The sequence below is a fragment of the Heyndrickxia sp. NPDC080065 genome (genome assembly GCF_050281185.1).
In the GTDB taxonomy this organism is placed as follows: domain Bacteria; phylum Bacillota; class Bacilli; order Bacillales; family Bacillaceae_C; genus Heyndrickxia.
The window spans coordinates 23315-38753 of the sequence record NZ_JBNNWS010000013.1 but is presented as its reverse complement, the minus strand read 5'-3'; the positions used below and the strand labels follow the sequence as shown (position 1 = coordinate 38753).

Below are 15439 nucleotides of genomic sequence, written 5' to 3'. Positions count from 1 at the left end.
CGATGACTAGATTAAAAAAACCTTCCATGCATATGGAAGGTTTAATGTTAAGCTTTTACTCCAAAGAGCTTTTTAATTTTCGCAAAAACTCCTGTTTTCGGATCATCCAATTGTTGTAAAGGGATTGATTCACCTAGTATTCTTCTTGCTATATTACGATAGGCTAGCGATGCTTTACTGTTTGGATTTAATGCAATTGGTTCACCTTGATTTGAAGATCTGATCACTTCATCATCGTCTAAGACAATTCCAATTAAATCGATTGATAGATGTGTAGTTATCTCATCAATATCAAGCATGTCCCCATTTGTCATCAAATGATTACGAATTCTATTAATAATTAATCTAGGTGCTTCAATATGTTCCTCTTTTTCTAGTAAACCAATAATTCGATCAGCATCACGAACAGCAGATATTTCCGGTGTTGTGACAACAATTGCTTGATCAGCACCTGCAATAGCATTTTTATATCCTTGTTCTATCCCAGCAGGACAGTCAATAATAATATAATCGTATTCTTGTTTCAATTCATCAATCAGTTTTTTCATTTGTTCCGGATTTACCGCTGTTTTGTCGCTAGTTTGTGCTGCCGGAAGAAGAAATAACAGATCTTCAAATCTTTTATCTTTTACTAATGCTTGGTGGGGTTTACAACGGCCCTCTACAACATCTACTAAATCATAGATGATTCGATTTTCAAGGCCTAACACAACATCCAGGTTTCGAAGGCCAATATCGGTATCAACTAAACATACCTTCTTTCCCTGGAGGGCTAATGCCGTGCCTAAATTAGCAGATGTGGTCGTTTTACCAACTCCACCTTTACCTGAAGTTATAACGATCGCCTCACCCATGATTAGTGTCCCCCTTTAAATCTATTAATATTTGGTCTAAGATGCTTTAATGCTTGAACACGATCAATAACGATTTGATTAGTTTCATCTATGTATGCACATTCCATCTCATGATGTTCTTCTCTGCTGTAATGATCGGGAGCGCGATTAATGAAGTTCGCAATTCTTATTTGTGTAGGAATCATTAAGGATGCAGCCACAACAGCCTCTTTATTACCATTATAGCCTGCATGCGCAATTCCCTTTAATGCTCCCATAACAAAAATATTTCCGCCAGCTATAGCTGTTCCCCCAGGATTTATATCTCCGACTAATAATAAATCTCCCGGGACTTCTAATACTTGGCCAGATCTAATAATTGTCGTTATCGAATAAATTTGGTTTTCTTCATGTAAATGATTCGCACTTTCTTTAGTAATTACATTACTTTGAACTTCTTCAACAACTAAATTACGCTTATTTCTCACTAACTCTTTTAATTCTTCCTCTTGTTCTTTTGATATGTATCGATTTCCCACTTGGATTTTAACAGAAATAAGTGGATTATCTTCCGTTTCTACCTGATGAATTAATAGTTTTTCTTCAATTTCGTCTTTTAATTCAAGATACGAGCATTGATCATTCAATTGAAGAATTAATCCATCCTTCGTCCCCTTAATCATGACATTTTGACTTTTTTTCATCGCAAATTGCTCACCTCAGTGGCTATAATATTCGACAATGATCAGTGTTTTTCCTTTTTTTTAGTGAGAATTTATCAAAATTTATACATCCAATATTTCTTTTTTTCGACGTTCTAAAAATATTTTTAGCGGATAAGAAAATATTATAAAGAAAACTAAACTAGCGATCAATGTTGGCCCAAGTCTTAAATTTATGAAATTCACCATTGGGATTGTTACATGATTGATTAATATATTTAGCCCATAAACGAGAAATTCTACAACCGCAACATTAAAAATTGTAACAAAAGCAGCGATAAGAATATTGGATTGGAGGACTTTCATCATTTTTGATGTAATATAAACCGCTAACGGAAAAAGGAATAAGTATACTCCCATAATACCTGTATTGGTAATATCAAATATCAACCCAAAAATAAAAGCATATAAATAGGTTTGATTTCGAAGATAATAAATCCCCATTAATAATAACATTACTAATAGAAAATGTGGTGCGATAATAAAACGTCCACCAAATACATCCCGAGGAAAAAATTGTACAAACAAACTCTCACTAAAAAAACACAAGCTAACAAGAAGAGGAAGAACAATGCGCTTCATCATTGTCCCCCCCCACCAGGCTCCGCAGTACGATCGACAATTTGCACAAATTCCATATCGTAAAAATCTGCATATGGCTTCACATAGGCTGTTTGTGTCAATCCATTTTCATCAGGAACCAATTTTTCAACCGTACCGATTTGTAAACCGCTCGGAAAAATTCCTCCTAAACCGGAAGTTTGCACATTATCTCCTTTTTTGACACTGACATCATAAGGGAGTTTTTTCAATAATAATACTTTGTTCTCTTCATCATATCCTTCAATTAATCCAAACACTCTTTTATTCCCTTTAATTTGAATTTCAGCAGATATACGATTTTTCGGATTCCCTGAGCTTAATAATTCAACGGTTGAATAAAAACTTGAGGTACTAATTACTTTTCCAAGTAATCCTTTTGAAGTAATAACAGCCATATTTTTCTTGACACCATTGGCATCACCTTTATTTATCTCAATATGGTCATACCATAGATCAGCATCCCGACGAATTACTGTCGCGGGAATGGACTTATATTCGCTCAAATTCCCCAAAATTTGTTTATATTCCTCATTTTGTCTCTTTAGTCTTGCATTTTCACCAGATAAATTTGGAAGCTCATCTAAGCGTGCTTTCAGTTTTTTGTTTTCGGTATATGTATTCTTTATATCTTTAATACTATCAAAGAAATCAGAAATCCCATGCGCTGGAATAGCAATAATTGATTGGCCAAATCCAACAACATCTCTTACAAATTGTTCTGGCTTAGAAATATTTTTACGGTCATGTAAAGAATATCCAATCAATGCCACGAGAAGTATGATACTGATAAGCAAGATGATTAACCTTTTATTTAAAAAGAATTGTGGCATGTTGTCCACCCCATTAACAAAATCTAATTACATTTTCGTTCTGCCTATTATTAGACGACTATCAGTGTCTATTTGTTTCAAAAAAAGAGGACAGGGGCAAAAATGCCCCAAATCACTTACTGTCTTTTACTTTGTTTTTAAATAAATCAATATGCTCTAAGGCATTTCCAGTTCCAATAGCAACACAATCAAGAGGATTTTCAGCTATTAAAACAGGCATACTTGTTTCCTTGCTAATAACTTTATCTAAATTACGAAGTAAAGCTCCACCGCCAGTTAACACAATACCACGATCCATAATATCTGCAGCAAGCTCAGGTGGTGTTTGCTCCAATGTCCCTTTAACTGCATCTACAATTGCATACACTGTATCATGGAGTGCCATGGCAATTTCTTCTGCAGTTATCTCAATGGTTTTCGGCAAACCTGTAAGCAAATCTCGTCCACGAATTTCCATCGGTTCAATACCTTCTGGGTCTCCAGCAGAACCAATTTCCATTTTAATTGCTTCAGAAGTACGATCACCAATTAATAGGTTATAGGTTTTACGAATATAGCTAATAATCGATTCGTCTAGTTCATCGCCGGCAACACGGATGGATTGGCTTGTAACGATTCCGCCTAATGAGATAATTGCGACTTCGGTTGTACCTCCACCGATATCAACTACCATGCTGCCTGTTGGTTCCCAAACAGGAAGATTTGCACCAATAGCTGCAGCAAATGGTTCTTCAATTGGAAATGCATCGCGTGCACCTGCTTGACGTGTTGCATCAATAACAGCTCTTTCTTCAACAGATGTAATCCCTGATGGCACACAGACCATTACATATGGCTTTCTAGAAAAGCCGCCGCCTTTATTTTTTGTTGCTTGCTTAATATAATATTTCATCATCGTTGCGGTTGTTTCATAATCAGCAATAACCCCATCCTTCATTGGTCTTGTTGCTACAATGTTTCCTGGAGTACGGCCTATCATGTTTTTCGCATCATTTCCTACTGCGACAATCTGCTTTGTATCCGTATGTATCGCAACAACGGAAGGTTCACGAACGACGATTCCTTTACCTTTAATAAAAACTAATGTATTTGCTGTACCTAGATCAATACCAAGATCTCTACTTCCAAACATTGATGTATCTCCCTTTCTTATCTGAAATGCTCATAAGGCTTGTCTTTTTTCCTTATCCATTCACTATTTCTTTATCATGTGTATTTTGAAATGAAAATATATTACATTTTTACATGAGCAAAAAAGGCACTGCAAAAATCATAAACATTATTATATCGTATACAGAGCAAAAATCATAGTGCTATAAATACCCTTTTTCTTTTAAACTGACGTATTTTTTATCCCCGATAATAATATGATCAAGTATATCGATTCCAATAATTTTTCCACATTCCACTAATCTCTTAGTCACTTCTATATCTTCACGTGATGGTGCGGGATCGCCTGATGGGTGATTATGGATGCAAATAATCGATGCGGCTGATCGTCGGAAGGCTTCTTTAAAAACCTCGCGTGGGTGTACGATTGAGGCATTTAAGCTGCCGATAAAGATGGTTTGTTGGTGTAGGACTTGATTTTTGGTGTTTAAATAGAGACAAACAAAATGTTCCTGGGATAGAAAACGCATATCATTCATAACAAAGTTTGCTCCGTCTTCTGGACTTCGAATGACATAGCGGTCATGATAGGTTAGATTTCCTATTCTTCTTCCAATTTCAACGGCCGCTAAAATCTGAACAGCTTTGGCAAAACCGATTCCTTTTATGGACATAATTTCCTCTAATGATGCATCTTTTAATAATTTCAGACCTTCGAAATTTTTCAGGAGACAATTAGCCATTTGAATGACCGATTCTTCCTTTGTTCCAGTTCTTAGCAAAATAGCGAGGAGCTCTTGATTCGATAAACTCTTTGCTCCATTTTGTATGAGTCTTTCTCGCGGTCTTTCTTCGACAGGATAATCTCTTATCATTAATTTTTCCAAATTACGCATCCCTCCATATGATGTTCAACTTTGGCGGGCTCATTTGGTTAGATGACCTTTAAATAGCTATAAAGCTGCTTAGCTCTCTTTTTAATCTGGAAATAGGCAGACCCACTACAGAAAAGAAATCACCTTGAATCGATTGAACAAATAACGATCCAAGACCTTGTATTCCATAAGCGCCCGCTTTATCAAAAGGCTCACCACTATTTAAATATTGGTCAATTTCATTTGAAGTAAGCTCCCAAAATGTCACATCTGTTTTTTCAAAAAATAATTGACTTTGTTCCTTATCAACAATCGCAACTCCGGTTAAAACTGTATGCGTTTTTCCCGATAAGCTTTGTAGCATTTTTTTTGCTTGGTCTCGGTCATCTGGCTTACCTAAAATTTTTTGTTCAAGAACTACGACGGTATCAGCTCCAATAATAACTGAATCTGGATATTGTGTTGATACAGCTTCGGCTTTTCTAAGGGCTAGTTCAACTACTACCTCCTCAGGAGATTGATTCTGTGAAAAATTTTCATCTACTTTACTTGTTACAACAGAAAAAGGGATTTGTAATTTTGCAAGGAGTTCTTTTCTTCGAGGAGATGATGAAGCTAAAATTAAATCTGTCATGGAACTTTCCTTTCCTTCCAGTAATAATAGGGAGATACAATTTTATCCTATCAAAAATAATGACCGTACACAACGAAAAAAAACGAAATTTGATGAATGAAAAATACAAGAGGGGGGTTCCATAAAGAACACTCCTCTATCATTTTTCACTTTAAACGATTGATTTCTTGCAAATAAGTTAATAATGCATCCTGAGCTTTCATCAGTTCTTGATTATCTTGATTGCTTTGATAACTGAGCAATGATTGGTAGCTTGCAACTTGGTTTTTTCTTAATGTCTCTATCTGTTTATTTTTTATACCTTTAAAGTTTGCGATTTGCTCTATTTTTGTCTTTATCTCTGCAATGGAATCTTTATTCATTTTTCCGGAAACATAAGAATTGGCAATTTCTTCAGCAAGAGTTTGGAAAAGGGGTATAGATATAGTAATAAAAGTTTCTTCATCCTTTGTACTGATGGAAATGCTTTTATCATTAAATGTTAGTTCCTTTGTATACACACTTACCCCCTGTTCTTCGTACTTTGATGCAAGAGCTTTAGCCGTCCCGATTTCCCCGGCAACACCTATATAAATATAATTTTTATTTTCTATTGGTAAAACGATTGCCGGTATTCCTTTTCCTTTTATATCATTGACAATGGGCTGAGGATTTTCATATACTCCACCTTGGACAAGTGCTGTTGTTAGTGCTGGTAAACGAATTATTGATGTTTTCCCACTATTATTTACCGAAGAGGTATTAGTACCAGTAGTACTAGCCTTTTGCGCTGTATTGCTTTGATAAATGACAATCTTCAACATGAAAAATCCAATTAATACACCAATCGTTATCGCAGTAATAATTGAAAAAAGTAACATCGAAAACGGACGATTTGTCTTCCTTTTGATTAATTTTGTTGAAGAAGGTGTATAATTCGTTTTTGAATAATGAATTTTTTTAAACTCATTTACCTGATTTTCTTCAATTTCAGGTAACACCCAATCAAATTGATCTTCTTCGGAAGCGTTCTCTGCCCCAGCCGCCGTCTCCTCTTTTCCTGACTTCCAATCATGGATCTCCATCTTTTCTTTAAATGGACGTTCTTCCCCATTAATTTTAATTCGAATTTGATTTTTCGCATGCTTGTCCATTTTTTTCCCCTTTCCGTTCGCGATATTTTTTATATGCTACCATAAGGACAAAAAAAAAGAACAAGACTTTTGTCGTCTTGGTTCTGAAGGATTTCGTTATATTTCGTCAATATTTGAAAACTGGTATATAAAATGGAGAACCAACTTTGCTTTTTCACTATATTTAATACCAAAAAATATTAAAATACCAATAAATTATTGAATTTCCATATAAAAAAGAAATAATAGATGCTACACCTATAAATGGCCCGAACGGAATCGGCTTTCTCTTTTTATATTTTCCTGCTATTATCATCAAAACTCCAAATAAGGCGCCTAGTAAAGTGGAGAGTATAAACGTAAGAAAAGTCATCTTAACCCCAAGCACAAGACCTATGACAAAAAAGAGTTTAATATCACCACCACCCATTGCACCTTTACTAATAATAGCAATTAACAGAAGAAGAACAAATCCAAATACAGCCCCTACAATAAAATCCCACCACGGATCTGATGGATAAAAAATTCTTACTACGATAAGAATAAATCCAAAGAATAATAGAATACTGTCAGGAATTAGCATATATACAAAATCTGAAACTGTAATAATAGCTATAAGTGAAATGAGTAACATGGCTAACAGCAAATCTGTACTCCATCCAAATTTTGCAAAGGTAAAAGCAAAAAGGAAGCCTGTAATGAATTCCATTACTGGGTATAAAAGCGATATTTTCTTTTCACATATACGACACTTTCCTCTTAACAATAAAAAAGAAAAGATAGGTATTAATTCGAACCATTTTAATTCATGCTTACAATGTGGACAATGGGATCTGGGGACAAGTATGGACTTTTTTTCCGTTACCCTAAGGCCAACGACATTAAAAAACGACCCAAACAAAAGCCCTAAAACGGCAAAATAAATAATCCAAATATTATTCATTATAAACAATTAAACTCCTCATTTTTAGAGTTATTATACTATAGTTGTTAATCATGATGATAGGTTTTATATAAATCCAAACCGTCATTAATTGACATTATTTCACATATTCAGCAACCCGATTCTTCCCAGCTCTCTTAGCTCCAATATACAATGCACGGTCCGCATGGCGGATGAGTGCGAGGGAATCATCCGCATCGTAAGGGGCAGTAGCAACACCGATACTTACAGTAATATTCACGCTCTCATGATTTACATCTAAATCTAAAAAGTTTTGAATATTAAATGGGCGATTTGCAATTGTTAATCTTACAATCTCAGCCAATCTTAGGGCAGCTTGCTTATTCGTATCAGGTAAAAGAATGACAAATTCTTCTCCACCATATCTTGCAACTGTACCCCGATTTCCTATAAGACTTTTAATCCTTTTAGCCATTTGGACAAGAATTTCATTCCCGCTTTGATGACCATAAGTATCATTTATTTTCTTAAAATGATCGATATCAAGCATAATTAAAGAAAGCTCAATTCGATCACCCTTCATAAGCAGCTCAAATTCTTTTGAAAGAAGCTCATCGAAATAACGATAGTTAAATAATTTGGTAAGCTGGCAGTATTCACTGATCATTTTCGTTTTTTCATAGTGTCTTGCATTTGACATTGCGACACCAAAGTATGAGCACAAGATATCGAACATAGCAATCTGATATTTTTCATATTGTTTTTTTCTTGTAGAAGCTAAAAACAAAACAGCTTCTACTTTTTTTTCTCTAAAAATAGGAACACATAAGATACTTTCTGCACCTTCTGGCATATACCCTTGTGCATCATGCTCCCATTCAATTTTTTCATGGTAAAGCACAGCCTTCTCTCTGCCCCATACCATTCCACTAATTCCTTCATTTTTCTTAATTGGAGGAATAATATTTGGTCTTTGTTCTCCTTTTTCCACGCCTCTTAATAGAACAAGCTCTTCTCCTTTTACATCGAGAATATAGGCATAGTCAACCGGAAGCATCTGTGATATTTTTTGAATAAATAAATCCAAGACTTCATTGACTTGTAGTCTTTCAGTTAATTGATGTCCTATTTCTGCTGCCCGTTGAAGATATTCATTTATTCTTTCTGATGAATTATACATTCTTAAAACATAAGCAATACTAATAAACGGGATCCCAATTAATAAAAAGGCAGCATAGCCAATATCTATATATAAATAATATAAGCCTATTCCAAGTGGAAAAACCATTGTAACCGTAAAGAAATCCCATAGCATATCCTTAGTAAAAAAACGTTCCTTCTTACCTAAAAAAATCCCTGACAAATGATGAAGCAATTGATTTGATGAAAAATTCACTAGTTGGTAGGCAAATAGAGGGACTATCATATCTGAAACAGAAGTGTGTCTAATCTCCCCGCCTAAAGCATAAAAAACGATCCCACTAATAAAGGAAATAATGAAAAACATGATCGAGTTCAAGTAGTATCGATATTGATCATCTTTTTTTATTTTTAAAGAAAACATTAGCATAACAATAGAGAATTGCATGAAAAGGATTTCATAAAATAATCCATGTAATAAAAAGGCAACTAATGTGACCCATTGAGCCAAAAAGATGGGGGTTTCATCTATGATGATAGGAAAATAAGAGATTATTCCTGCGAAAACTAAAAAAGATAGAATTAAATATAGATTCATCTGTACAGAAGGAAAAAAATGATAAGCAACGAATAATCCTGTGGGAACTATTAATAGCCAGCATATAAAAAGGAGCTTCGTTTTATTAGCTTTATTACTCATTTTAATCCCCCTGTAATTAAGGTAAAACTGCAAAGATTATCAGTTTATATTTTATAATTGAAAAATAGTCAATAAGACTCAATCTTTTAAAATATTTTACCAAATCATAGGTTTACTGTCATTATATTTTGTTGATTTTGAATAAATTGTTTTCTTTCAGATAGATTCTTAGTCTAGAAAAATATTTTTGAAATAAGGTTTTACCTCACTAATAAAATATAGGGAACCTGATATTATGAGCATTTCATCCTCATCTAAGGAATGATAGACTTTTCCCACAAGTGTCTGCCAATTATCATCCATTTCCGCATTTGGCAGTGAGCTAATCTCCAGTAATTCTTTTGCAGTTGCTACACGTGGTGAAAGAAACTGTGTAAAATAAATTTCCGCTTCAATTGATCCTAATAAATGCAGCATTTTTTTCAAGTCTTTATCTCTTAGTGCAGCAAAGACAATTTTTTTCCTATGTTTTGGAAAATGCTCAGTTAATGCAGATATTAATGAAGTGATTCCTTCAGGATTATGAGCACCATCTAGTAATACTAGCGGTTTTTCACAAATGATTTCCATTCTTCCAGGCCAAAACGCTTTTCTCAAGCCTTCTCGAATAAAGTTTTCTTCAACTTTTAAAAAGTTAGCTGCTTCAACTGCTAATACTGCATTTTCAATTTGATGTTTGCCCAGCATCGAGATTTTTAAATCATTCATTTTAACGTTTGAGGATATGAAGGCAAACTGTTCTCCCTTTTCCAGAGTTTTAGCCTCATCAAATGTAAAATGTTCGCCGCTGATATAAATATCAGCGGCCATTTCACTTGACTTGTCCAAAAATACTTTTAATGCCTCTTCTTGTTTGGCACCTGTAATAATTGGAATACCTTTTTTAATGATTCCCGCTTTTTCTGTTGCAATTTCTTGTACAGTATTGCCTAGAATATTGGTATGATCCATACCAATGTTTGTGATAATACTTATTATTGGAGTTAAAATGTTTGTAGAGTCCAAACGTCCTCCAAGTCCGACTTCAAATATCGTAATATCCATTGGATTCATATTAGCAAAATAATATATAGCCATCGCTGTAATGACTTCAAATTCTGTCATTGCTCCCAGATCTGTTGATTCTAGTTCTTCTGCAAATGGTTGGATAACCTCCACCAGCTCTACGATCTCATCATTTCGGATCGGTATTCCATTTACACTTATTCTCTCATTAAAGCTTTCAATATATGGTGATGTAAATGTGCCGACAGTTAATCCTGCTTCGTTTAATATTGAACGTAAATATGTGACGGTTGAACCCTTTCCATTCGTTCCACCTACATGGATGACTTTTATTCTTTTTTCTGGGGAACCTAATTTTCTCATCATCCATTGCATTCTTTCTAATCCAGGTTTGATGCCAAAGCGCAGTCTCGAATTAATCCAATTGATCGCTTCTTTATATGTATGCATTTTGTGTCCCTCTTTTTCTTCTTTTGCATAAGTTAAATTTCATAATAGAATAATTGGAAGACGAATTCTATATCGAATTCGCCTTCCAAGATTTTTTGATTATTTTCCTTTTAGTTCTTCAATTCTTGCTTTAACTGTAGCTTGTTTTTCTAAATAGTCTTCTTCCTTAGCGCGTTCTTCATCAACTACATTTTGTGGAGCTTTACTGATAAATTTTTCATTGCTTAATTTTTTCTGTACTCGATCTACTTCTTTTGTCCATTTTTCTAATTCTTTTTCAAGACGTGCAATTTCTTCTTCAATATTTATTAAGCCTTCAAGCGGTAAGAACAATTCTACACCTGTTACAACTGCAGTCATCGCTTTATCTGGAGCAGACATATTTTTGTTAATTACGAGTTCTTCAGGATTACAGAAGCGCTCGATATATGATTGATTTTTCATTAGTGCATTTAACACTTGTTCGTCTTTTGCATTTAACATTAGCTTAATTTTTTTGCTAAGCGGTGTATTAACTTCCGCACGGATGTTCCTTACTGAACGGATAATTTCAACTAAAAGCTTCATTTCTTCAGCTGCAGCATCGTCTTGCAATTCATCTTTCGCTACCGGCCAGCTGGCAATTGTAATAGATTCACCTTTGTGAGGCAAGTTTTGCCAAATTTCTTCTGTAATAAATGGCATAAATGGATGTAAGAGACGCATTGTGTTGTCTAATACATATGCAAGGATTGAACGTGTTGTATGTTTCGCAGCCTCATCATCACCATAAAGCGGTAATTTAGCCATTTCAATATACCAATCACAGAAGTCATCCCAAATGAAGTTGTAAAGAGCTCTACCCACTTCACCAAATTCGTATTTTTCAGCAAGTTTTGTAACCGTTTCGATTGTTTCATTAAGACGAGTTAAAATCCATTTATCCGCAACTGATTTTTCTCCATCTATATTAATTTCTTCATAACTTAAACCGTCCATATTCATTAATGCAAAGCGTGATGCATTCCAAATTTTATTTGCGAAATTCCAAACTGACTCTACCTTTTCCATGCTGAATCTCAAGTCTTGGCCTGGTGAGCTGCCTGTAGATAAGAAATATCTTAATGAGTCTGCTCCATATTTGTCGATAACATCCATCGGATCGACACCATTTCCAAGAGATTTACTCATCTTTACATTGTTTTCATCACGTACAAGACCGTGAATGAGCACATCTTTGAAAGGTATTTGTCCAGTAAACTCTTTTGCTTGAAAGATCATTCTTGCAACCCAGAAAAAGATAATGTCATATCCCGTTACTAAAACACTCGTAGGATAATATCGTTTAAAATCTTCCGCATCTGTATTCGGCCAGCCCAAAGTAGAAAATGGCCACAAGGCTGAACTAAACCAAGTATCTAACACATCTGAATCCTGTTCCCAGTTTTCAATATCTTGTGGTGGGTGGGTATCAACATATACTTCGCCAGTTTCTTTATGATACCAAGCTGGAATTCGATGTCCCCACCATAGCTGACGTGAAATACACCAATCACGGATGTTTTCCATCCAACGTAAATACGTATTTTCAAATCTTTCAGGAACAAAATGTACACCGGAATCTGATTTTTGTAGTTCAACTGCCGAATCTGCTAATGGCTGCATTTTAACGAACCATTGTGTGGACAAGTATGGCTCAACAACAGCGCCACTTCGTTCAGAATGTCCAACCGAATGCAAATGTTCTTCAATTTTAAATAAAACACCATCTTCTTGTAAATCTTTTACGATTTGTTTACGGCATTCAAAACGATCCATACCTTCATATTTACCAGCTTTGTCATTCATCGTACCGTCTTCATTCATAACTAGAATACGTTCTAAATTGTGACGGTTTCCTATTTCAAAGTCATTAGGATCATGCGCAGGAGTAATTTTTACCGCACCTGAACCAAATTCCATATCAACATAATCATCACCAACAATCGGAATTTCACGACCTGTTATTGGTAAAATAACCTTCTTTCCGATTAAATGTTTATAACGATCATCTTCAGGATGAACCGCTACTGCAGTATCTCCAAGCATAGTTTCAGGACGAGTCGTTGCAATTTCAATATGTCCTGAACCATCTGCTAATGGATATCTCATATGATAGAATGCACCTTGAACATCTTTATAAATTACTTCGATATCCGATAAAGCCGTTTTTGTAGCAGGATCCCAGTTAATAATGTATTCACCGCGATAGATGAGTCCTTTTTTATAAAGTGAAACAAATACCTTCCGTACAGCATCAGATAATCCTTCATCAAGAGTAAATCTTTCACGAGAATAATCTAATCCCAATCCGATTTTAGACCATTGCTTACGAATAAATCCTGCATATTCCTCTTTCCATTTCCAAGTCTCTGCAACAAATTTTTCTCTTCCAAGGTCATATTTCGAGATTCCTTCTTCTCTTAATTTTCCTTCTACCTTCGCTTGTGTAGCAATACCTGCATGGTCCATGCCCGGTAACCATAAAACATCATATCCCTGCATCCGTTTCATTCTTGTTAAAATATCTTGTAATGTTGTATCCCAGGCATGGCCTAGATGAAGCTTACCTGTTACATTTGGAGGTGGAATAACAATTGTATATGGTTCTTTATTGGGATCATCTTTTGCTTCAAAGAATTTGCCCTCTACCCACCATTCATAACGATTTTTCTCAATCGTGTTCGGATCATATTTTGTGGACATTTGAATTTCTTTTGTTTCCATTCTAACTTCCTCACTTCCTAATAAATGATGATTTCAGATACCTTTAATCAAAATAAAAAACTCCCCACGTCAAAAGGACGAAGGGAGCGATTTTCGCGGTACCACCTTTTTTCACAGGAAATAGTATGTAAAACTACTATATACCTGGCACTTAAACATGATAACGGCTTTCCACCGGCTTCAATTACTCCATTATCGTTTCACAGAAGCTACTCATGGGCGACATTCCAATGTTCACTCTTAGGAAATCTTTCAGCTATTGATCTCCCTCTCTGAAGAAGTATTTAATACCTCATTTTAAGCAGTATCCCATTGTACTTTTCCCAATCAATGTATTTTCAAGTCATTTAATTTATTTATTATAATATCTAATTTTTAGTCATTTCGTCAATTATTATTGCCCATTTTTGTGAAAAATATTCTTGCAATTATACTCCTTTCACCCAGATGACACCGATTTGCCTATATTTCATACATTAGTATAAAATGGATCGATTATAGGAAGGTGAAAGGCATGAAGAAAAATTTTAATCGATATACATTACAAACCTGGGGTAAAACGATTAAAGGTATTTGTAAACAGTTAATAATACCCTTTACTATTTTTCAAGCCATTCGTACGGTCTTGTTACCAACAGCATTTGACGTTTTATTGCTAGCAATTTTTATTTTAATCGCCTTAGCATACCATAATGAGTGGATATAAGATATAAAAAAGGCCCTTACTTAAATTATTTTTAAGAAGGGCCGCTATTTTCTGCATTTGTTTTTTGTGCTGCAATTTGATTAATACGCATAACTACGTATTCGGTATTTTTCAGGAGCCAATAATTTCTTTGCAATTGTTTTACATATTTCATTTCACTTTTCTTTGTTTTCTTAAAAAAATATTCCTCAACAATTCGATAAATAGGGCCGGGATGCGCTAAATAACCAAGGAATAATCTCTTTTCATCTTCGCGAAAGGGAAAATGCCCTAAATACGTATATAACCAATCCACACTATCATCCAACCGCTTTGGATACGTATTTAAAGTTCTTGCTAAAAACGGTAATAAATCATTGATTGGTGAAGTAACTTTAGAATTTTCAAAGTTTGTAAAATACCCGTAGCCACGTTCATCATATAAAAAATGCTCTGTAGAGACCTTTCCGTGTACAACAACGGTCCTTCCCTTTTCTACATCTTTTGAATCCTCATACCATTGTTCAAGTTGTTTTTTTGAAAAATTTAATGCTTGAATAATGTCTTGAAAAAATGTACAAAACATTAACTCAAATGGTGACATATACCATTTTTGTTCACTTCGTTCGAGAAATTCCTCAAAAAACTCTGTTTCTCTTACCCACTGTTCATTGGTTTGATCGAAATGCTCTTTCCGTTGTTCTTTAGTAATTTGAACCTCTTTTACTGATAAAGTGTGAAGCCTTGCTAATTCTCTAAACATTTTTTGATGTTTTTCACTACGATCTTCTTTTTCTTCATTAGGAAGCCAAGGCATTAAATAATATAAGTATTGTTCATCAAGAACTGCATATCTTCCATCCAATGTAGGATAAATAGGAACAATTCGATTATAACCGCGGTGGTAAAGTAACTGTACATTTTTAACAAAACCAGTTCCTGTATAAGGGGAAATTCTTTTTAAAGCAAAATTCCCTTCACTAGTGGACACTTTAAAGCTTTTTCCGTATTTTTCAAAAAAATTCGCCTTCATCCCATATTGCTTCATGATGTTATTTATTTCAGTAGATGTAGTCCTATCCATTCTATCA

At 34.7% G+C, this 15439-nt stretch carries 14 protein-coding genes and 1 other annotated feature; of the genes, 1 reads left to right on the top strand and 13 read right to left on the bottom strand.

Annotated features, from left to right (window positions below; all coding sequences use genetic code 11):
- Positions 1 to 47: 47 nt before the first annotated feature.
- From minD to ACQKP0_RS16240, 12 genes are all read right to left on the bottom strand, one after another.
- Positions 48 to 854, bottom strand: a complete 807-nt coding sequence (minD, locus tag ACQKP0_RS16295) for a septum site-determining protein MinD (RefSeq protein ID WP_427406895.1) — start codon at positions 852 to 854, stop codon at positions 48 to 50.
- Between the two features lie 2 nt (positions 855 to 856).
- A complete protein-coding gene (gene minC, locus ACQKP0_RS16290; protein ID WP_427406894.1) occupies positions 857 to 1537 on the bottom strand; it encodes a septum site-determining protein MinC in 681 nt (226 codons plus the stop codon).
- 81 nt (positions 1538 to 1618) lie between these two features.
- Positions 1619 to 2137: a rod shape-determining protein MreD gene (gene mreD, locus ACQKP0_RS16285; protein WP_427406893.1), complete on the bottom strand. Its 519-nt coding sequence runs from the start codon at positions 2135 to 2137 to the stop codon at positions 1619 to 1621.
- The gene (gene mreC / locus ACQKP0_RS16280) at positions 2137 to 2988 is read right to left on the bottom strand and encodes a rod shape-determining protein MreC (protein WP_427406892.1); all 852 of its coding nucleotides are present in this window, start codon (positions 2986 to 2988) and stop codon (positions 2137 to 2139) included. The genes mreD and mreC overlap by 1 nt, the downstream gene beginning before the upstream one ends.
- Positions 2989 to 3100: 112 nt before the next feature.
- On the bottom strand, positions 3101 to 4120 hold the full coding sequence (locus tag ACQKP0_RS16275; RefSeq protein ID WP_427406891.1) for a rod shape-determining protein: 1020 nt from the start codon (positions 4118 to 4120) through the stop codon (positions 3101 to 3103).
- A gap of 181 nt (positions 4121 to 4301) precedes the next feature.
- Positions 4302 to 4994 carry a RadC family protein gene (gene radC / locus ACQKP0_RS16270; protein WP_427406890.1) on the bottom strand — a complete coding sequence of 231 codons (693 nt, stop codon included), beginning with the start codon at positions 4992 to 4994 and terminating at the stop codon, positions 4302 to 4304.
- A gap of 49 nt (positions 4995 to 5043) precedes the next feature.
- Positions 5044 to 5607 (bottom strand): Maf family protein, encoded by a 564-nt coding sequence (locus tag ACQKP0_RS16265; RefSeq protein WP_427406889.1) that lies wholly within the window; start codon positions 5605 to 5607, stop codon positions 5044 to 5046.
- A gap of 146 nt (positions 5608 to 5753) precedes the next feature.
- Complete coding sequence (locus ACQKP0_RS16260; protein ID WP_427406888.1) at positions 5754 to 6740, bottom strand: hypothetical protein; 987 nt, start codon at positions 6738 to 6740, stop codon at positions 5754 to 5756.
- A 163-nt stretch (positions 6741 to 6903) separates the two neighbouring features.
- Positions 6904 to 7662 carry a prepilin peptidase gene (locus ACQKP0_RS16255; RefSeq protein ID WP_427406887.1) on the bottom strand — a complete coding sequence of 253 codons (759 nt, stop codon included), beginning with the start codon at positions 7660 to 7662 and terminating at the stop codon, positions 6904 to 6906.
- A 97-nt stretch (positions 7663 to 7759) separates the two neighbouring features.
- Positions 7760 to 9463, bottom strand: a complete 1704-nt coding sequence (locus ACQKP0_RS16250) for a sensor domain-containing diguanylate cyclase (protein WP_427406886.1) — start codon at positions 9461 to 9463, stop codon at positions 7760 to 7762.
- A 168-nt stretch (positions 9464 to 9631) separates the two neighbouring features.
- Entirely contained in the window at positions 9632 to 10918 is a 1287-nt protein-coding gene (locus tag ACQKP0_RS16245; RefSeq protein ID WP_427406885.1) for a bifunctional folylpolyglutamate synthase/dihydrofolate synthase, read from the bottom strand.
- 99 nt (positions 10919 to 11017) lie between these two features.
- The gene (locus ACQKP0_RS16240; RefSeq protein ID WP_427406884.1) at positions 11018 to 13663 is read right to left on the bottom strand and encodes a valine--tRNA ligase; all 2646 of its coding nucleotides are present in this window, start codon (positions 13661 to 13663) and stop codon (positions 11018 to 11020) included.
- 70 nt (positions 13664 to 13733) lie between these two features.
- Positions 13734 to 14003: a binding site (T-box leader), on the bottom strand.
- A 174-nt stretch (positions 14004 to 14177) separates the two neighbouring features.
- Between ACQKP0_RS16240 and ACQKP0_RS16235 the strand changes: the two genes are divergently transcribed.
- Positions 14178 to 14369, top strand: coding sequence for a hypothetical protein (locus ACQKP0_RS16235; protein ID WP_427406883.1), 192 nt, complete (start codon positions 14178 to 14180; stop codon positions 14367 to 14369).
- A gap of 31 nt (positions 14370 to 14400) precedes the next feature.
- Here the strand turns inward: ACQKP0_RS16235 and ysxE are convergent, their stop codons facing one another.
- Positions 14401 to 15432, bottom strand: coding sequence for a spore coat protein YsxE (gene ysxE / locus ACQKP0_RS16230; protein WP_427406882.1), 1032 nt, complete (start codon positions 15430 to 15432; stop codon positions 14401 to 14403).
- Positions 15433 to 15439: the final 7 nt, after the last annotated feature.

Coding starts and splice junctions, on each gene's coding strand:
- minD (WP_427406895.1), bottom strand. CDS start 854: ATGGGTGAGGCGATCGTTATAACTTCAGGTAAAGGTGGAGTTGGTAAA.
- minC (WP_427406894.1), bottom strand. CDS start 1,537: ATGAAAAAAAGTCAAAATGTCATGATTAAGGGGACGAAGGATGGATTA.
- mreD (WP_427406893.1), bottom strand. CDS start 2,137: ATGAAGCGCATTGTTCTTCCTCTTCTTGTTAGCTTGTGTTTTTTTAGT.
- mreC (WP_427406892.1), bottom strand. CDS start 2,988: ATGCCACAATTCTTTTTAAATAAAAGGTTAATCATCTTGCTTATCAGT.
- ACQKP0_RS16275 (WP_427406891.1), bottom strand. CDS start 4,120: ATGTTTGGAAGTAGAGATCTTGGTATTGATCTAGGTACAGCAAATACA.
- radC (WP_427406890.1), bottom strand. CDS start 4,994: ATGCGTAATTTGGAAAAATTAATGATAAGAGATTATCCTGTCGAAGAA.
- ACQKP0_RS16265 (WP_427406889.1), bottom strand. CDS start 5,607: ATGACAGATTTAATTTTAGCTTCATCATCTCCTCGAAGAAAAGAACTC.
- ACQKP0_RS16260 (WP_427406888.1), bottom strand. CDS start 6,740: ATGGACAAGCATGCGAAAAATCAAATTCGAATTAAAATTAATGGGGAA.
- ACQKP0_RS16255 (WP_427406887.1), bottom strand. CDS start 7,662: ATGAATAATATTTGGATTATTTATTTTGCCGTTTTAGGGCTTTTGTTT.
- ACQKP0_RS16250 (WP_427406886.1), bottom strand. CDS start 9,463: ATGAGTAATAAAGCTAATAAAACGAAGCTCCTTTTTATATGCTGGCTA.
- ACQKP0_RS16245 (WP_427406885.1), bottom strand. CDS start 10,918: ATGCATACATATAAAGAAGCGATCAATTGGATTAATTCGAGACTGCGC.
- ACQKP0_RS16240 (WP_427406884.1), bottom strand. CDS start 13,663: ATGGAAACAAAAGAAATTCAAATGTCCACAAAATATGATCCGAACACG.
- ACQKP0_RS16235 (WP_427406883.1), top strand. CDS start 14,178: ATGAAGAAAAATTTTAATCGATATACATTACAAACCTGGGGTAAAACG.
- ysxE (WP_427406882.1), bottom strand. CDS start 15,432: ATGGATAGGACTACATCTACTGAAATAAATAACATCATGAAGCAATAT.